Source organism: Actinoplanes sp. TBRC 11911 (assembly GCF_012933445.1).
In the GTDB taxonomy this organism is placed as follows: Bacteria; Actinomycetota; Actinomycetes; order Mycobacteriales; family Micromonosporaceae; genus Actinoplanes.
This window is the reverse complement of record NZ_JABBNC010000006.1, coordinates 242,487-260,657: the sequence shown is the minus strand read 5'-3', so window position 1 is coordinate 260,657 and position 18,171 is coordinate 242,487. Positions and strand designations below refer to the sequence as shown.

The following is an 18,171-nucleotide window of genomic DNA, read 5'->3' as shown; positions in this document are numbered from 1 at the left end:
AGCACAAACGATCCGCTCGTAGACTTTCTGTCGGACAACACAGATTCTGGGGGGATCACATGCCGGACTACGGTCACGAGCTTCAGTTCGGAGCGTTCATCACGCCCGCCGCCGACCAGCCCGAGCGGGCGGTCGCGCTCGCCGAGGTGTCCGAGGCGGCCGGGCTCGACCTGGCCACCTTCCAGGACCACCCGTACAACCCGGGGTTTCTGGACACGTGGACCCTGCTCGGCTGGGTCGCCGCGCGGACGTCGGCGATCCACGTGACCGGCAACGTGCTCAACGTGCCGCTGCGGCCGCCCGGCGTGCTGGCCCGGGCCGCGGCGAGCCTCGACCGGCTCTCCGGCGGCCGGCTCGAGATGGGCATCGGCGCCGGCGCGTTCCCCGACGCGGCGCAGGGCATGGGCGCTCCGGTGCGGGGGACCGGCGCGGCGATCGACGCGTTGAGCGAGGCGATCGACATCATGCGCGGGGTCTGGGACGAGACGGCACCGGGCCCGGTGCGGTTAACCGGCGAGCATCACCGCGTCCAGATGCGGCGCGGGCCGGCACCCGCGCACGACATCGGCATCTGGCTCGGCGCGTACAAGCCGAAGATGTTGCGGCTCACCGGCCGCAAGGCCGACGGCTGGCTGCCCTCCTACGACTACGTGCGGTCGCCGGGCATCCGCGACGCCAACAAGATCATCGACGACGCGGCGGCCGAGGCCGGCCGGGACCCGCGCGAGATCCGGCGACTGCTGAACCTCATGCGGCCGGTCGAGCTGCTGCGCGGCGACCCGGGCGCCTTGGTGGACCGGCTGCTGCCGCTGGTCCTGGAGGAGGGGTTCAGCACCTTCATCGTCGGCGGCGACGACCCCCGGGCTCTGCAGATCCTGGGGCAGGAGGTGGCGCCGGCACTGCGCGAGGCCGTCGCGCGCGAACGCGCCTCGGCGGGCGTGGCGCGCACCGCGTCCGCGCTGGCGCGCCGCGTTCCCGGCATCGACTACGACGGGGTGCCGGCGTCGCTGGCCGCTGCCGCGGTGGAACCGGGCGACCCGCAGTACGAACAGGTCCGGCACACCTACATCCGTACCGGATCGCCGGCACTGGTGCTGCGCCCGTCGACGGCGGCCGAGGTGTCCGACGCGGTCGGGTTCGCGCGGGCGCAGGGCGTGGACATCTCGGTGCGTAGCGGCGGCCACGGCATGAGCGGCCGCTCCACGAATGACGGCGGCGTGATCATCGACCTGTCCCGGATGAACAAGGTGAGCGTGCTCGACCGGGCCACCCGGCGGGTCCGGCTGGAACCGGGCGCCCGCTGGGGAAACGTGGCGAAGGTGCTGGCCGCGGACGGGCTCGCGATGAGCTCCGGCGACTACGGCGACGTCGGCGTCGGCGGGCTCGCCACCACGGCCGGCATCGGCTATCTGTCCCGCAAGTACGGGCTGACCATCGATCACGTCCAGGCGGCCGAGCTGGTGCTGGCCGACGGCACGCAGGTGCGCGCCGACCGCGACCATCACCCGGATCTGTTCTGGGCGGTGCGCGGTGCCGGCGGGAATTTCGGGGTCGTCACCGCGCTCGAACTCACGGCGTACGAGGTCGGGGACGTGGTTTTCGCCCAGCTCGTGGTCGACGCGAGTGATCCGGCGGCGGTGCTGCAGGCGTGGGGCGCGCTGATCGAGCGGGCGCCGCGGGAGCTGACCAGCTTCCTGATGATGTTCCCGGGGCGGCGGGCGGGCGCGCCGATCGTGCAGGTCACGCTCATCTACGCGGGCGACGACGTGGAGGCGGCCCGCGCGGCGATCGAGCCGTTCCTGGCGATCGGGCCGATCCTCGACCAGAGCGCCCAGGTGGCGCCGTACCCGGCGATCGTCGCACCGGCGAACAACCGGCACGTCGGTCAGGGCCTCGAGGACACCCACAGCGGCCTGCTCGACCACATCACCCCCGAGGTGGCCGGCGCGCTGGCCGCGATGATCCGTTCCGGTGACATCGCGGTCGTCCAGTTCCGGTCGGTGGGCGGCGCGGTCAACGACGTCGCGGCGGACGAGACCGCGTACCCGCATCGGCATCAGAACTTCTCGCTGCTGGCCGGGGCGGTGTCGCAGAACCGGCGGCAGCTCGACAAGATGTGGTCCGAGCTGCGCGAACACCTCGACGGGATGTACCTGAGCTTCGAGAGCGGCACCGAGCCCGAGCTGCTGCTGGAGGCCTTCCCGGAGCCGGCGCTGACCCGGCTGCGCGAGCTGAAGGGCCGGTACGACCCGGACAACGTCTTCAACCGCAACTTCCCGATCCCGCCGCTCACGTCACGGTAGCGGAGATCATTGGTCCGCCGGGAACGCCCCCCGCCTTTCCCGGCGGACCGCAACCGAAGCTACGTCGCGCCGCGGCCCGCGCACACGACCAAACGCGCACTCCGGGGCGACGAAATCGGCGCAGTAATGTCGTGGGGTGCTGACCTACACGATGCGGTCGGCGGCGGAGTTCGAACAGGCCGCCGACGACGGATTTGTCCCGATGGTCGCCACCACGGACGGCGACTTCCGTGCCCAGGTCGACATGTTCCCCCTCGGGCCGGAGCTCGCGCTGATCGACGGGCGCAACTCGGCGTTCCGGGCGGTGCGCACCGAGCGGATGGTGGCCCGCCACGGCCGCGACGACCTGCTGATGTTCTCGCTCTACCTGGCCGGATCCGGCCGGTTACGGCACGCCGGGCGCGAGGCGTCGCTGCGGCCGGGTGTCGGCGCGCTGTTCGAGAGCCGCAACGCGTGGGACCTCACCATGGACGATCCGGTGCGCAGCCTGCTGCTGCGCTTCCCGCGGTCCGCCCTGGGGCTGCGCGACAAGGATCTCACCGCCGGGCTGGCGTACGGCCTGGACCCGGCCCTGCCCGCCATGCAACTCCTGTCTGGATATTTACGGCAAATGGTGAAGGTGTCCGACGGGTTGACGCCGACGCAGCGCCAGGACGCCGGGCTGGTGGCGGTCGACATGGTCGCGATGGCGTTGCGCGGCGGGCCGGCCACGGTTCCGGGCGAGAGCGCCGCGGGCGAGGTGGCGCTCGACATGATGCGGCGGCACGTCCGCGAGCGGCTCGGCGACCCGGACCTCACGGCCGCCTCCCTCGCGCGGCGCCATCACATTTCCGTGCGGTACGCGCAACAGCTGTTCGGCCGAATCGGGCAGACCCCCGGGGCGTACATCCGGGAGCAGAGAATGGATACCGCCCGGGCCAAACTCTCCGATCCGGGTAACGCCCGCCGCGGTATCGCCGAAATCGCGGCAGAAGTCGGCATTGTGGAACTGCGGACATTCGAAAGAGCTTTCGTACGCCGGTACGGGCTGACACCCGCACAATGGCGCCGGGAATCAGCCCCGCGGCCGTAGCCCCTCGATGACCAGCTCCATGACGCGCCGGGCCTGCGCCTCGCCCTCCGCGCCCGCGGCGCCCCGCCACATGAACTCCATCAGCAGCAGGATGTCGGCCGGGTCGAGCCCGGAACGCAGGCTGCCGTCCCGCTCGCACGCCGCGATCAGCGTGCCGACCGCCGCGATCACCGGCGCGTACGTCGCGTTGACCACGTCCTGGATCGCGGCCGCGGTGAAGGCGGCGCCCAGGCCGTGCTTCAGCCGCACATAGCCGGCCAGTTCGGAGAACCACAACCGGAACGCGTCCAGCGGCTCGTGGTCGTCCAATAACTTGTCTACCGCGTGCGCCACGGTCAGCACGTCGTGCTGATAGACCGCGAGAATCAGGTCCTCCCGGGTGGGGAAGTGCCGGTACAGCGTGCCCGGGCCGACACCCGCCCGCTTGGCGATCGCGTTCAGCGAGACCGACCCGTCCGCGGCGAACGCCTCGTGCGCTATCTCGAGGATGTGTTCTCGGTTGCGGACCGCATCGGCGCGGACCGGGTGTTCCGGTGGCATCGCGCAAAGGTAGAGGCAAGGTCCCGCCACGGCAAACGCGGGGTGCCCAATCGCTTCGGGCAGCGGAAATACACCGAAGTGAGCACAGCCGCGCCGTTCGCCGCCCAGTGCGGTATAAAACGGATGTGGATCTCTGCCGACGACCCGGTCCCCACTTGACATTTATAGATTGAAATTGATTGAGTCATGCGGATGCACCCCTCGTCCTCGGGTCATTTCGACATGGGAGGTTACGTGCGCAAGGCAGCCATTTCCGTCGCAGCGGCGCTCGCATTAGTGGTCGTCAGTGCGGCACCCGCGGCAGCCGTCGACAATGTCAACAGCAAGAAGTTCCGCGACGCGGTCACGGTCGGCGGCATCCTCAGCCACGAGCGTGTCCTGCAGCGGATCGCGAACCAGAACGGTGGAACGAGGGCTTCGGGCACTCCCGGGTTCGACGCGTCCGCCGCGTACGTCAAGGACACTCTCAAGGCCGCCGGGCTCAAGGTGAGCCAGCAGCCGTTCACCTTCCCGCTCTTCCACGAGCTCGCCCCGGCGGTCCTGACCCAGGACTCGCCGAACCAGGTCAGCTACGAGACGGCGACCTATCAGTACTCCGGCAGCGGCACCGTCACCGGTACCGTCGTGCCGATCGACGTCGTCCTGCCGCCCACCCCGGCACCCAGCTCCACGTCGGGCTGTGAGGCCACCGACTTCCCGGCCGCGCCGGCCGGTCCGGCGATCGCGCTGATCCAGCGTGGCACGTGCACCTTCGGGACCAAGGTGGTCAACGCGGCCGCGGCCGGCTACGACGCCGTGGTCATCTTCAACGAGGGCCAGCCGGGCCGCACCGACCTGTTCGTCGGCGACATCGGCCAGGTCGTCGACACCCCGACCGTCGGGCTCAGCTTCGCCGACGGCAACTCGCTCTACGCGGCCACCCAGGCGGGACCGGTCACCGCGACCGTGACCACCTCGACCTTCGTGGAGACCAAGACGACCAGCAACGTGTTCGGCGAGACGACCGGCGGCGACGCCAACAAGGTCATCGTCGTCGGCGCACACCTCGACTCGGTCCAGGAAGGACCGGGCATCAACGACAACGGCAGCGGCACCGCCACCATCCTGGAGATCGCCGAGCAGTTCAAGGCGCTCAAGGTGAAGCCGAAGCAGAAGGTGCGCTTCGCCTTCTGGGGCGCCGAGGAGGGCGGCCTGCTCGGCTCCGAGCACTACGTCAACACGTTGTCCGACGCGCAGCTCGGCAAGATCTACGCGAACCTGAACTTCGACATGGTCGGCTCGCCGAACTACGTCCGGTTCGTCTACGACGGCGACGGCTCCGCGACCGGCACGTCCGGCCCGGCCGGATCCGCCGAGATCGAGGGCATCTTCAACGACTACTTCGGAAAGCAGGGACTGGCGACCGATCCCACCGCGTTCGACGGGCGCAGCGACTACGGCCCGTTCATCGCGGTCGGCATCCCGGCCGGCGGGCTGTTCAGCGGCGCCGAAGGTGAGAAGACGCCGGAACAGGCGGCCGTGTACGGCGGGACGGCCGGCGCGGCGTACGACGTCTGCTACCACCAGGCGTGCGACACCATCAACAACCTCAACACGTCGGCACTCAACGAGCTCGGTGACGCGGCGGCCCACGCCGTCTACACGCTCGCGCTGACCAAGACCGGCTTCTTCCCGGACGGCTCGTTCGCCAAGCGGAAGGCTCCGGAGCTCACCTACAAGGGACCGTACGCGGTTCGCTGATCTCCGCACCAGGGAAGGGGGTCCGGTCGCCGGGCCCCCTTTTCCGGGTCAGTGCGAGTAGTACGCGATGACGTTCGTGGGGTACTTGCCGCCGTACTGGAAGATCGACGTGAGCGCCCCCGGGTCCACCTCGACCGTGGCGTCGCCGTGCGCGGGCACCGTGGTCAGCTCGCCGACCGGGACGGCCACCTGGAACTGGTCGGCGCCGCTGTCCAGACCCTGCCAGGCCACGAAGGCGAGGCGTACGCGGATGGGGTCGTCGTTGTCGTTGGTGACCTTCACCGACCGGAAGTTCGCGAAATACTCGTCCTCCCTACCCGACTCGTCGAAGGCCTCGGTGTCCGGCTCGGTCTCCACGTACGGGTAATCGGTGTGCTGTGACCGCAGCACCGTCACCTGGACGTCGGCCACCTTGTCGCGGCCCTCGCCGACGAACTGGACGATCTCCCACGCGCCGCTGGTCGGCACCACGACGTCGCCGTGATCGCTGCCGAACGCGGTGAAGACCTTGATCTCGGGCATCCCCACGCCGTTGGCGTCGAGAGCGATGTACCGCAGCGTCGGGATCACCGCCTCGTCGCCGTTGTTGTCGATCTGCACGACCTGGTCGATGTAGTCACCGCCGCTGTCGGCCGTGTAGTCGAAACTCAGCGACGAGTCCTGGTTGCGATCTGCGAGCGCTCGGGTCACCGTGGCCGGGCTGACGGCACAGCCGGCCAGCAGGCACGAGAGGAGCGATAAGGCGACGCCGAGGGCGGCGCGTCGGGGCGCGGGCACCGGACGAGGATAGATCATCGATACGTCGCCGAATTTTCGGCCTTTCCCGCGCGAATTTGCTGATGAACGGCCACCAATGATCGTCGAACTTCGATAGGTTATCGGGATGTCACTCTCCGGAGGTGATCCCGTTGCCTGCATTCCCCTTCCCGGCACCGCCGTCGATCTTCCACCCGGCACCCCAGCTGACCCGTCTGCAACTCACCCGGCCGGTCTGCGAGGTGAGCTTGCCGGACGGCAGGACGGCCTGGCTGGTCACCCGGTTCGACGACGTGCGGAAGGTGCTCATCGACCCCCGGTTCAGCCGGGCCGAGGCAGCCGAACCCGGGGTGGCCGGCACCGGGCTGGGGAAGGACTCCGCCGGATCGATCCTCGGGCTGGACCCGCCCGAGCACACCCGGTTGCGGCGCCTGGTGGCCGGCGCGTTCACCGCCCGCCGGGTGGAGGCGCTGCGCCCGCGCGTGGCCGAAATGGTCGACACGCTGATCGACCAGATGGAGATGCTGCCGCAGCCGGTCGACCTGGTGGAGAACTTCTCCCTGCGGCTGCCCGTGCAGGTCATCTGTGAGCTGCTCGGGGTGCCCGCCACGGACCGCCACCTGTTCCACGAATGGTCCGACTCGGTGATGGGCATCGGCGACCCGGCGGCCGCCGAGGCGGGTATGGAGCGCCTCTGGCAGTACTTCGCGGAGCTGATCGAACGCAAGCGCAAGGAACCGGCGGACGACCTGATGACCGCCCTGATCGAGGCCCGCGACAACGAGGACCGCCTCGCCGAGGACGAACTGGTGCGGATGGGCCGCACGTTGCTGGTGGCCGGCCACGAGACCACCGCGAACCAGATCAACCTGTTCCTGCTGACGCTGCACGAGTACCCCGGCCAGCTCGCCCGCTTGCAGGCCAAACCGGAGATCATCCCGGAGGCGGTCGAGGAACTGCTGCGCTTCGCGCAGCTCGGCGAGATCGGCACCGGCCTGCCCAGGGTGGCGACCACCGAGGTCGAGCTGGGCGGCGTGACGATCCCGGCCGGCGCCGCGGTGATCCCGGCGATGACCATCGCGAACCGCGATCCGTCGGTGATCCCGGACGCGAACCAGCTCGACCTGACCCGCCCGCAGGGGGCGCACCTGGCGTTCGGCGCCGGCGTGCACCACTGCCTCGGTGCGCAACTGGCCCGGATGGAGCTGCAGGAGGCGCTGAGCGGTCTGCTGCGCCGGCTGCCGTCGCTGCACCCGGACGCGCCGGTGGCGGAGCTGACGTTCCAGCAGGGCATGTTCCTGCGGAGCCTGCGCGAGCTGCCGGTCCGGTGGTGAGCGTGGCACCGTCCCGGCAGGTGTCCACAAGCGACGAATGCATCGAGTCGGGCATGTGCGTGGCGTTGTCTCCTGGGAGTCGATCACCGACTGGGCCGCCGAGCTCCAGGCCTCGCCGGCGCATTTCGCGATGGGCGACGACGGCCGGTCCCATCCCCGGGCGGCGGTGACCAATCCGCTCGAGGTGCTGCTGGACGCGGCGGCCTCCTGCCCGATGGAGGCGATCACCGTCCGGAACGCCGAGACCGGGGAGCAGCTCGCGCCCTTGACGAGTAAGTCCTACCGTGGTGGTAGGCGGTAAGTGACCTGGTCACGGTGTGGCGCGGTGGCGCGGTGGCGCGGTGGCGCGGTGGCGCGGTGGTGCGGTGGCGCGGTGGTGCGGTGGCGCGGTGGTGCCGGAGCCGAGGCGCTGTGGCGGTTAGTTCGCGGCCGGGCGGTCCCGCTATGTGGACGCCGTGGTCACATCGTGGATTTTTGTGAACCTTGGAGAGTTGCGCCCACATACGAGCCATAACTCTCCAAGGTTCACATTCGGCCGGAGAAACCTGCCGGGCGAAAGCCTCGTTACGTGACAAAGGTATTCTCTACAATGGACGTCGGTCCCACATCGCGGACGGTGGGTCCATGATGCGGGCGCGGGTCTCAGCAGGTGGTCGCCTGTCTCACGGAATGGAAGCGCCGCGCGGCCGAGCGCCGAGCCCGCCTGACCAGCGGCCCAGCCGATCCAATAAATCTCGGGAAATGTCGGATATGCGAGAGGGGCGGCGGGGACTGGCGGACGGACGGCGATCAGATCGCTGATCGCCTACGGCCGCTGATCGCCTACGGCCGCAGATCGCCTACGGCCGCAGATCGCCTACGGCCGCAGATCGCCTACGGCCGCAGATCGCCTATGGCCGCTGACTCGCCTGCGGCCGCTGACTCGGCTTAGGACTTACTCGTCTAGGGTCCGTCAGACGGAGGCCTTGCTGCGGTACATCGCGGCGTCGGCCTCGCGCAGCAGCCGGCCCGCGTCACGTGCCGGACCGGCCGCGACGCCGACACTCGCCCCGACCGTGACACGCTCGCCGCCGTCGATCTCGACGGGCTCGGCCACCACCTCGGTGATCAGCGACGCCAGCTCCCGGCCGGCGGCCGCGGTCATCGACGGCACCATCAGGACGAACTCGTCGCCGCCGAGGCGCGCCGCGGTGCCTTCGGTTCTGCTAACGGCTTGCAGGCGCCGCGCCACCGCGATGAGCACCTGGTCGCCGGCGTGGTGGCCGTACCGGTCGTTGATCGGTTTAAAGCCGTCCAGGTCGACGAGCAGCACGCACACCGTCCCGGAGCGCGGCATCGTCTGTTCCAGCAACGCGCGGTTGGCCAGACCGGTCAGCGGGTCGTGCGTCGCCTGGTGCCGGAGCTTGTCGTGCAGGGCGCGGGCCTCGGTGATGTCCCGCGCGTTCAGAACGACGCCGCCCACGCTCGGGTTGGCGCTGAGGTCGGTGCCGACGATGTCGAGCCAGCGGTACGAGCCGTCGGCGTGCCGCAACCGCAGCTGGGCGCCGGCGTCGGCGCGGTCGTCCGGGTGCAGATGGTCGGCGAGCACGGTGCCCTCGAGCTGCGCGGGGTCGAGCCCGAGCACGCGCGAGGACGCCGGGCTGGCGTACCGGATCCGGCCGTCCGGGGAGATCACCAGGGTGACGTCCGACGAATGCCGCACCAGCGACTCGAACCACTCGCGCTGCTCGCGCACCTCCCGCATGCCGGCGTCGACCTGGGCGAGCAGCCGCTCGATGTCGGTGAACGCGGCGAGCTGCCGGGTCAGCACCAGCGCGGTGATGAGCACGGTGCCGGCGGCGACGCCCCAGACCCGTACGCCGGGGCCGCTCTGGGTCAGCGCGATCACCAGCAGGACCTGGGTGGCGGCGACGGCCAGGTAAGGCAGCCGGCTCGGCCGGTGCCCGCGCGACGCTGCCTTCGCGACAAAGCCGGTCCGGCGCTGCAGCTCCTGGAGCCGCATGGACACCGGCATGAGGATGCACGGCAGCAGCTGGGCGATGAGCGACAGGCGCGGATGGGTCGCGCCGATCGCCGAAGCCGGTGCGGAGGCGTTCAGGCCGATGCCGATCACGCCGACGAGACTGATCGCCCCCGCGCTGCGAGTGAATGGGGCCCGTCCCCCCAGCGCGAGCTTGACCAGGCCGAACGCCAGCATCATCATCACCGCGCAGTTGACCGTGCCCGCGTAACGCCCGGCCGGATCCGCGGTCGTGAAAGCCGGGGAGAGGGCGAAGTACCAGAGGAAGACGGCCACTCCGGTCAGCACGGTGCCGGCGTCCAGCCACAGCCGCAGGCGCTGTCGCCCGGTGCCGCCGAGCGGGTGGAACAGCATGATCACGACGACCATGGCCATGCCGGCAGTGATCAACGTGGTCTGGACGAGGCCGGGATCGTGCAGGTCCGGGTCGGCAACGGCACGTACGGTCTGAAAAAGGTCACCCGCCGCGCAGAGCAGCATGCCCGCGGCGGCCGCCAGCCAGAGCCGCCGTGCGGGCCGGTTCGCGGCGTCCACCCGGGCGAGGCGCAGCGCCAGGACCACTTCCACGACGTCGATGACGGTCTGCAGGGCCCAGTTCGTGCCGGGGCCGCCCCAGCCGAGGCCGAAGATCGGCACCGCGGCCACCGCGAGCCCCGCCAGCACCAGCAGGACAGGGTCGAGCCACCGTGATCGGCGTGCGCCGTCCGGCATGATCGCTCCCGTCGTCACCGTGATTCGTCGAACGCAGTGATCGGTCGCGGCACCCTGGGCCTGAGGGTTTGTGCGGCGGCTCCGGCCTCGCAAGGTCATCGGCCGGGCGGGCGGTGCGTCTCCTCGTGCGGGTTAGGTAAGAGGTATCGCGAATTTGGTTCTTTCGGTCGAGGGGGCTGGCCGAACGGACGCTCGTCGATTACATGGTGGACACACACAATGGCGCGGTGACGAATCAGATACCGCCCTACGGTGGCGCGGCGTGGCCGGGGCAGAAGCGGCCCGGATTCTGGTCACGGCTGTCTCCGATGCAGCGGGTGGGGATGCTCGTGGCGGTACTGCTGGTCCCGTGCTGCGGTGGGGCTGCGCTGATCAACGCGCTGTCCGGCGATGACAAGAATGTCGATGCCGCCAAGGCCGCGGACAACGTGGTCGTGCAGCCGGCGCAGCAGGCCGGGGACCAGCCGTCCGCCGACGTGCCGTCCGCCGAGGCCCCCGCAGTGGACCCGACCAGTGCGGCGCCGACCTCGGTGCAACCCGTTGTCACGACGAAGAAGGTCACGAAGCGTACGGCGATCGCCTTCACGACGCGTACGGTCAAGGATCCTGATCTGGAAAAGGGTGACACCGAGGTGCGCACCAAGGGTGTCGCGGGCGTCCGGACGATCACCTATGAGGTGACCATGACCGATGGCAAGGAGACGTCGCGGAAGCAGATCAGCAGTGTGGTGACCAAGAAACCGGTTACCAAGGTGGTGGCGGTCGGCTCGAAGACCTCCAGCTGCGACCCGAACTACTCGGGCTGCGTGCCGATCACGAGCGATGTGGACTGTGCCGGGGGTAGCGGGAACGGCCCCGAGTACGTGAGCGGGCCGGTCCGGGTCACCGGAAGCGACATCTATGACCTTGATCGGGATGGGGACGGCGTCGCCTGCGACACCTGAAACCGGAACGCGGAAGTTTCGATAAGCCTCATCTGGCGGCCGGCGAATATCGTCGGCCGCCAACCTTTACTCCGCAGCCGTAAGTTGCGGTAGGGTCACGGAACTTGCGCGCGACCAGGGGAGGCCGATGATGAGCGCCGAGACGACCGCCACCACGAGCGGCACGCGCGACGCCGGCCGGGCACAGATCCACAACCCGGTGCTGCCCGGTTTCCACCCGGACCCGTCGATCCTGCGCGTGGGCACCGACTACTACATCGCGACCTCGACGTTCGAGTGGTTCCCCGGCGTCCGACTGCACCACTCCACCGATCTGGTGACCTGGCGGCCGCTGCGCGGGGCGCTGACCGAGACGCGCCTGCTCGATCTGACCGGCACCGGCGACTCGTGCGGGGTGTGGGCGCCCAATCTCACGTACGCCCATGGCCAGTTCCATCTGCTCTACACGAATGTGGCGACGTTCGCGGGCGGCTACTGGGATCCCCAGAACTATCTCGTCACCGCGCCGCGGATCGACGGTCCCTGGTCCGATCCGGTGGTGTTACACGGGCGCGGCTTCGACGCCTCACTGTTCCACGACGACGACGGCACCACCTGGATGCTGTCGATGATCGCCGATTCACGTCCGGGGCGGGACCGGTTCGCCGGCATCTCGATCCAGCAGTACGACCGGGAGGCACGCCGGCTCGTCGGCCCCGAGCGCATGATCTTCCAGGGCACGTCGGCCGGGATGACCGAGGCACCGAACCTCTACCGCAAGGACGGCTGGTATCTGCTGGTGACCGCGGAGGGCGGCACGAACTGGGAGCACCAGGTGACGGTGGCCCGCTCCAGCACTCTGCACGGCCCGTATCTTGCCGATCCGCATGGGCCGTTGCTGAGCTCGTACGGGAATCCGGAATTGGTGTTGCAAAAGGCCGGGCACGGCAGCCTGGTGTCCACGCCGGCGGGGGAGTGGTATTTGGCGCATCTTGTGGGGCGGCCTTATACGACGCGTGGCCGGTGCGTGCTGGGGCGGGAGACGGCGCTGCAGGAGGTGCATTGGACTGAGGACGGGTGGCCGCGCATTCGCGGGGGTGTCCCGGCTGAGGTGGTGGATGCGCCTACGTCGTTGACGTCCGGGTGGCAGGGCGAGGCCGGCGCTTCGCCGGCAGAGCCGGTTGACGATGTCGACGACTTCGACTCGGCTGAGCTTGGCGTTGACTGGGCCACGCTGCGACGGCCCGCGACGCCGGACTGGGTCGACCTCGCCAGCCGGCCGTCCCATCTGCGGATCCACGGCGGCCGCTCCCCGATGAACCGGCACCGGCCCAGCCTCGTCGCCCGGCGGGTCACCGCGCGGCGCTGCACGTTCGAGACCGTCATGGAATTCACGCCGCGCAACTATCGGCAGCTCGCCGGGATCGGCGCCTACTACAACACCCGCAACTGGTACCACCTGCATGTCACCGCCGAGGACGACGGCACACCGGTGCTCGGGCTGCTCGCCTGCGACACCGGCACCGTCAGCGTCGTGCCGGGCGTGCGCACCGAGGTCCGCGACCCCCGGATCGGGCTGCGGGTCACCTTCGACGGACCTTCACTGACTTTCGCGTACGCCGTCGATCCCGCTCTGGCGCACTGGCAGGCCGCGGGCCCGGTGCTGGACGCCACCACCCTGTCCGACGAGTACGCGGCGACGAAGATCGAAGGGGAGCCCGAGGTGTGGGGCTTCACCGGGGCGTTCGCCGGCCTGTGGGTGCAGGATTTGGGCGCCGAGGGCGGTTACGCCGACTTCGACAGCGCCACCTATCGGACGTTGTGAGAGGCGTGCCACGGCAGGGACTTCACGATCGTCGTGAGTGGGTGGTCACAAGTCGGCCTGAGCCCGGAGCCCGTCGAACACGATCGCGAGCATCCTGGCCGTCACCTCGTCGTCGAGGTGCGCGTGCGCCGCCGCCCGCGACGTGCCCACCAGTAGCGCGTACACCTCGGGCAACTCGACGTCATCGCGGACCGCGCCCGCCTGCTGAGCGCGCCGGAGCAGAACGCCGACCGCCTGCCGCAGCGCGTTAGAGGCCCGCGCCGCCTCGCCGTCACCGTCACCGCCGGCCTCTAGCAGCGCGTCACCGATCGCGATCTTTGTGGCAGCATCCGCGACCAGTTCCGCAAAGAACCCAAAAAAGGCGGCTCCCGCGTCGAGCGGCGGCGCGCCTCGCCGGCCCGAGTCCAGCTGTGCGCGGCCACGCCCCACCGGGCCCGGCTGGGGCTCGCCCCGGGCACCAGCGTCCAGCAGCGCCTCGGCCCTCTCCCGCAACCGGTCGAACCGGCGCACCAGCACCGCCTCCAGCAGCCCGGCCTTGGTCGGGAAATGGCGGAACACGGTCGCGATCCCGACACCGGCCCGCCGCGCCACCTCCTCCGTGGACGCCGCCGGTCCACCCTTACCGAAGACCTCCTCGGCCACGTCCAGGATCCGGTCGCGGTTCGTCTGGGCGTCCGCCCTCATCACGCCCTCGCTCGTTGACTTCCGAAGTGGTGACTCCATATATTCGGAGTCAAGACTTCGGATAATACGGGGGCAGCGCCATGACACAAAGCCCGACAGACGTTTTCCTCGCTCTCGTCAACGGCGTCGCGGAGGGCCGCTGGGCGGAGCTACCCGACCTCTACGCCGAGCAGACCCACGTCGTGCACCCGTTCGACCCGCTCCGGCAGCCCGCGCTGCGCACCCGCGACGAGCTGCGCGCGCATTTCCGGCCGACCGGCGACTCGCCGCGCCTGGTCCGCCGCGCGGTCAACATCACCGTCCACGAGACCGCCGACCCCGAGGTCATCATCGCCGAGTTCGAGTATCGGGGGACCGCCGACGGTGTCCCCTTCACCCAGCCGGCGATCTTCGTGCTGCGGGTGCGCGACGGTGAGATCGTCGAGTCCCGGGACTACCTCGATCATGTGACCGCGGCCCGGATCCGGGGCCGCCTCGGCGACATCCTCAGAACGACATGAGGTGGAACGAGCTCACCGTCCGGAACCCGATCCGCCGGTAGAGCTGCTGGGCCATCGCCGTCGAGGTGAGCGCGGCCGTCTCGATGCCGCGCTCGCGCGCCAGGTCGATCGCGGCGAGGGTCATCGCCGTGCCCACGCCGCGCCGGCGGTGGTCCGGCTGGGTGCCGACGAAGTACAAGGTGAGCAGCCCGTGGCTGAACCACGCCACGGCCGTCCCGGCGATCCGGCCGTCCTCGAAGCGCCCGGCCAGCCGCACCACGGTGCCGTCGGCGGAGAACGCCTTCTCCCGGTCGATCGCCGCGGCCATGGCATCGGACGGAATTCCCGAGACTTTCCCGTACGCCGAGACGAACTCCTCGATGTCCGTCGCCTCGGTGACCCGGAACCCGGCCGGCGGCTTCTCCGGGGCCACGTCGCCGACCGCCGTCGTCATGATCGGCATGCGGGCGATCGGGACCGCGCCCAGCGCCAGCAGGTGGATCGGAGTCTCCGGGTCGCTGTCCGGGCCGGCCCACCAGATCCGGGGCACGCCGTCCAGTCGTTCGCGGGCGTCCTCGAACGCCTCCCGGGGGGAGCGCCCGGCGAGTCGTAGCACACCGTTGAGGGGCGCGTGCTGCACGTCGCTGCGGTAGGTCACGAGGTTCGCGTCGCCGGCCGCACCGATGTTCCAGCCGAGCAGGTACGCGCGGTGCGCAGCGAGCAACGTTTCCAGCGAATCCACAGAATTGATCCTAGGTTCATTCCGAAGCGGGCAAACGTGATTCGGGTCGCAGATTGTTCGAAGGTGAACTTGTTGCTCACGTGAAGTAAAAGTCCGGCTCGCCTCGGTGAGAATTCGGGGTCGCATCCGGGGCAAAACGGCCGCGCGATCACCGTGCGCGAACGAGGAACGCGAGCCTGTGCGGACCACCACATGACGTTTTCTGAACTTCCGTGGCAGCTTTCGTTATGACCGTCGCGACGGCCGGTGGCCGGCTGCCGCGCGCGGCCGCGATTTCGTCTCCACACGAGCGAAGGCTTCCGCATGAGCATGGCGATCGACGGCACGAACAACGACCCGCGGTACACGACACGCGGCGGCGTGCACGTCCCGGCCGGTGCCGGCCCGACCAAGTGGTTCTCCGGCGACGTCTACACGGTTCGCCTGTCGTCCGCGGCGACCAACGGCTCGCTCGGCATCGTCGAGGCGAGCGTCCCCCCGGGCAGCGGACCCGTCCCGCACACGCACGCCGACCAGGACGAGACGTTCTACCTGTTATCCGGCGAGCTGGAGTTCCTCGACGGCGACCGGATCTTCACCGCCGGCCAGGGCGACATCGTCCACGTCCCGCGCAAGATCCGGCACCGCTTCCGGAACGTCGGTCTGCACACCGCCCGGATGCTGTTCATCTACACGCCCGGCGGCACCGAGGAGCTCTTCGTCGAGGGTGGCGACGAGCCGCAGCGCGGGGTCCAGGTCCAGCCGTGGGGGCCCGAGCGGTTCGACGACCGCATTCTGGGGCTCTTCGCCAAATACGGCACCGAAGCACTTCCCGACTGAGGCCGCTGACACCGTGAACGTGGACGTCCGGATCCAGCAGTCGGTCCTCGCCGGCCTCGCGCGGCGGCCGGCCTCGATCGAGGCCGGCCCGTTCCTGATCGGCATCGATCCCGGCACGCCGAGTCCGTGGATCAACTACGCCACGCCGCGGCCCGGCGAGACCATCACGGCCGGCGACGTCCGCCTGCTCGCCGACGTGTTCCGCGAGAAACGCCGCAAACCCCGCCTCGAGTACGTGGTCACCTGCGCACCGGCGCTGGAACCCTTGCTGACGGACGCCGGCTGGATTCCCGAGGCGCGCCGCGACTACATGACCTGTACGCCCGGGTCGCTGACCGGCGAGCCGCCGGGCATCGAGCCGCTGGCCAGCCTGAGCGAACCGCGTACGGACGAGGAACGGGCGGCCCTGATCGCCGCCCAGAACGAGGGTTTCGGCGGCCCGGCGGCGGCCGGCGCGGCGGACGTCGCCCGGATGCGCCGCCTGCAGTCGGACGGCGGCATCGCGTTGATGGCGGTCACCCCCGACGGCTTCTGCGTGGGCGGCGGCGAGGCCGGCCCGCAGGCCTTCGGGGTCAGCGCGGTGGTCGGCATCGCCGTCCGGCCACGGTTCCGCCGCCGGGGCATCGCCCGCGCGGTGACGTCCGCGATCACCCGCAAGCTCTTCGCCACCGGCACCGACATCGCCTGGCTCGAGGCCTCCGGCCCGGACTCGTGGCGCGTCTACGAGCGGGTCGGCTACCGCGCGGCGGGCCAGCGCCTCTACATCGGCAAGTCCTGAAGGCGGGTCGGCGCCTCTACATCGGTGAGTCCTGAGGGCCGGCCGGCGCTCTCTATCGGCAGGGCGTGAGCGGCCGGCCGGCGGCTTCGCATCGGCACGATCCGAGTGCCGGCGCCTCAGGCTCCGCGCGGGCGGGGCCTGAGGCGGGCGGGGGAACGGCGGCATCCCCGGGCTTGGGGTCGGTCCCGGGGACACCGCCATCTTGTGGGGACGGGCCGGAAAGATCAGGTGAAGCGGGCGGCGATCCAGTCCGCCACCAGGGTCGTGGTCTGGAAGACGGCCTGGTCGTGGTCGGCGTTCTGGAGGAGCTCGAACTGCACGGGCTGGGTGCCGTACGCGGTGAGCTGCCCGTTCAGTTCAGCCGTGAAGGGCCACGGCACCGCGTCGTCGTTCATGCCCTGGATCAGCAGGATCGGCGCGCTCGGCGCGACCTGGCCGGGGTTGACGTAGTGCACGAGCTTCGCCAGCACCGACGCCGGCAGGACACCGTTGACGAGCAGCTGGGTCGCCGTCAGGTTCTGGTAGGTGCTGAGGATCTCGTTGAGGCAGCCGGAGGTCAGCACCGGGGTGCGCAGCTTCGCCGGGTTCGCGAGCAGTGCCATGGCGTTGACGCTCGGGTCCTGCGCCTGCAGCCCGTACAGCCCCATCACCAGATAACCCTGGCCGGGCGTGCCGGGCACCAGCGGCGCGAAGTCCCCGGCGTTCGAGACCGGCGCGATCGACGCGACACCCTTCAAGACCAGGTTCCCGTCGTACGCCGGTGCGATCTCCCCGGCGAACAAAGCACCCTGCCCGCCCTGCGAGTGACCGTCGATGGCGTACTGAGTGGACAGTGACGAGTCGAGCGAGCGGGCGGCCTTGACGGCGTCGATCAGTGAGCGGGCCTCGCTCTGGCCGATCAGGTACGGGTGCGCGGACGGCGTGCCCAGCCCCGGATAGTCGGGGGCGGCCACCGTCCAGCCCTTGGCGAGCAGCGCGGCGATCGCGGCGCGCGCCTCCGGCCAGAACACGTTCTGGTTGAGCGACGGGGAGCACTGGTCGGCCAGGCCTGTGGTGCCGTGGCCCCAGGCGACGGTCTTGCCGGTCTTGCCGGTCTTCGGGGTGAGCACGAGGCCGGTCGCGTTGAGGGAGGCCCCGCTGACGGAGGTGGTCGCGTAGCTGATGCGCTTCCCGGTGGCCAGCGACGACAGCTCCGACGGCAGCACTGCCGGGGTGGCGAGCAGAACGCTGCCGGGGGCTGGAGCCGCCGAGGCGGACCGGGCCGGGAAGATGAAGGGGGTGACACTTACCGCGATCAGTACGGCGACGCACCTCCGCCAACGGGCATGATTCATGTATTGCTCCTTTCTGTGTATGGCATTACGCCGGGTGGTTTTCGGGCAGGGGTGAGCCCGGGAGGAAAGTCTGTGGGGGAGAAAAACGATTAACGAAATGCTATTTGGTGA

General features: G+C 69.9%; 16 protein-coding genes. 10 read left to right on the top strand and 6 right to left on the bottom strand.

Annotation, left to right across the window (positions count from 1 at the left end; translation table 11 throughout):
* Positions 1–59 precede the first annotated feature (59 nt).
* Both HH310_RS12015 and HH310_RS12010 read left to right on the top strand, forming a co-directional pair.
* Positions 60–2,303, top strand: coding sequence for an LLM class flavin-dependent oxidoreductase (locus HH310_RS12015; RefSeq protein WP_169175554.1), 2,244 nt, complete (start codon positions 60–62; stop codon positions 2,301–2,303).
* A gap of 136 nt (positions 2,304–2,439) precedes the next feature.
* Positions 2,440–3,375, top strand: a complete 936-nt coding sequence (locus tag HH310_RS12010) for an AraC family transcriptional regulator (protein ID WP_169175553.1) — start codon at positions 2,440–2,442, stop codon at positions 3,373–3,375.
* Here the strand turns inward: HH310_RS12010 and HH310_RS12005 are convergent.
* Positions 3,358–3,915 (bottom strand): TetR/AcrR family transcriptional regulator, encoded by a 558-nt coding sequence (locus tag HH310_RS12005; RefSeq protein WP_169175552.1) that lies wholly within the window; start codon positions 3,913–3,915, stop codon positions 3,358–3,360. The genes HH310_RS12010 and HH310_RS12005 overlap by 18 nt on opposite strands.
* Positions 3,916–4,149: 234 nt before the next feature.
* Between HH310_RS12005 and HH310_RS12000 the strand changes: the two genes are divergently transcribed.
* Positions 4,150–5,655: a M28 family metallopeptidase gene (locus HH310_RS12000; protein ID WP_169175551.1), complete on the top strand. Its 1,506-nt coding sequence runs from the start codon at positions 4,150–4,152 to the stop codon at positions 5,653–5,655.
* A gap of 48 nt (positions 5,656–5,703) precedes the next feature.
* Here the strand turns inward: HH310_RS12000 and HH310_RS11995 are convergent, their stop codons facing one another.
* Positions 5,704–6,432, bottom strand: a complete 729-nt coding sequence (locus HH310_RS11995) for a hypothetical protein (protein ID WP_169175550.1) — start codon at positions 6,430–6,432, stop codon at positions 5,704–5,706.
* Positions 6,433–6,554: 122 nt separating this feature from the next.
* Between HH310_RS11995 and HH310_RS11990 the strand changes: the two genes are divergently transcribed.
* Both HH310_RS11990 and HH310_RS11985 read left to right on the top strand, forming a co-directional pair.
* Positions 6,555–7,745, top strand: coding sequence for a cytochrome P450 (locus HH310_RS11990; protein ID WP_169175549.1), 1,191 nt, complete (start codon positions 6,555–6,557; stop codon positions 7,743–7,745).
* A gap of 55 nt (positions 7,746–7,800) precedes the next feature.
* Positions 7,801–8,046: a ferredoxin gene (locus HH310_RS11985; RefSeq protein WP_169175548.1), complete on the top strand. Its 246-nt coding sequence runs from the start codon at positions 7,801–7,803 to the stop codon at positions 8,044–8,046.
* Positions 8,047–8,697: 651 nt separating this feature from the next.
* Here the strand turns inward: HH310_RS11985 and HH310_RS11980 are convergent.
* Complete coding sequence (locus tag HH310_RS11980) at positions 8,698–10,476, bottom strand: sensor domain-containing diguanylate cyclase (RefSeq protein WP_169175547.1); 1,779 nt, start codon at positions 10,474–10,476, stop codon at positions 8,698–8,700.
* A 227-nt stretch (positions 10,477–10,703) separates the two neighbouring features.
* On the opposite strand from HH310_RS11980, the gene HH310_RS11975 reads away from it, so the two are divergent.
* Together HH310_RS11975 and HH310_RS11970 are read left to right on the top strand one after the other, a co-directional pair.
* Positions 10,704–11,420: a G5 domain-containing protein gene (locus HH310_RS11975; protein WP_312033989.1), complete on the top strand. Its 717-nt coding sequence runs from the start codon at positions 10,704–10,706 to the stop codon at positions 11,418–11,420.
* A gap of 130 nt (positions 11,421–11,550) precedes the next feature.
* Positions 11,551–13,224, top strand: a complete 1,674-nt coding sequence (locus HH310_RS11970; protein WP_169175546.1) for a glycoside hydrolase family 43 protein — start codon at positions 11,551–11,553, stop codon at positions 13,222–13,224.
* Between the two features lie 45 nt (positions 13,225–13,269).
* On the opposite strand, the gene HH310_RS11965 is transcribed toward HH310_RS11970, so the two are convergent.
* Positions 13,270–13,908, bottom strand: a complete 639-nt coding sequence (locus HH310_RS11965; protein WP_169175611.1) for a TetR/AcrR family transcriptional regulator — start codon at positions 13,906–13,908, stop codon at positions 13,270–13,272.
* Between the two features lie 80 nt (positions 13,909–13,988).
* Between HH310_RS11965 and HH310_RS11960 the strand changes: the two genes are divergently transcribed.
* The gene (locus tag HH310_RS11960) at positions 13,989–14,408 is read left to right on the top strand and encodes a nuclear transport factor 2 family protein (protein WP_169175545.1); all 420 of its coding nucleotides are present in this window, start codon (positions 13,989–13,991) and stop codon (positions 14,406–14,408) included.
* On the opposite strand, the gene HH310_RS11955 is transcribed toward HH310_RS11960, so the two are convergent.
* A complete protein-coding gene (locus tag HH310_RS11955; RefSeq protein ID WP_169175544.1) occupies positions 14,395–15,129 on the bottom strand; it encodes a GNAT family N-acetyltransferase in 735 nt (244 codons plus the stop codon). The genes HH310_RS11960 and HH310_RS11955 overlap by 14 nt on opposite strands.
* Before the next feature lie 303 nt (positions 15,130–15,432).
* On the opposite strand from HH310_RS11955, the gene HH310_RS11950 reads away from it, so the two are divergent.
* Together HH310_RS11950 and HH310_RS45310 are read left to right on the top strand one after the other, a co-directional pair.
* Entirely contained in the window at positions 15,433–15,948 is a 516-nt protein-coding gene (locus HH310_RS11950; RefSeq protein ID WP_211192031.1) for a cupin domain-containing protein, read from the top strand.
* Positions 15,949–15,961: 13 nt separating this feature from the next.
* Complete coding sequence (locus HH310_RS45310) at positions 15,962–16,726, top strand: GNAT family N-acetyltransferase (protein ID WP_312033987.1); 765 nt, start codon at positions 15,962–15,964, stop codon at positions 16,724–16,726.
* A gap of 224 nt (positions 16,727–16,950) precedes the next feature.
* Here HH310_RS45310 and HH310_RS11940 read toward each other — a convergent pair whose 3' ends face one another.
* A complete protein-coding gene (locus HH310_RS11940; protein ID WP_169175543.1) occupies positions 16,951–18,060 on the bottom strand; it encodes an alpha/beta fold hydrolase in 1,110 nt (369 codons plus the stop codon).
* Positions 18,061–18,171 lie beyond the last annotated feature (111 nt).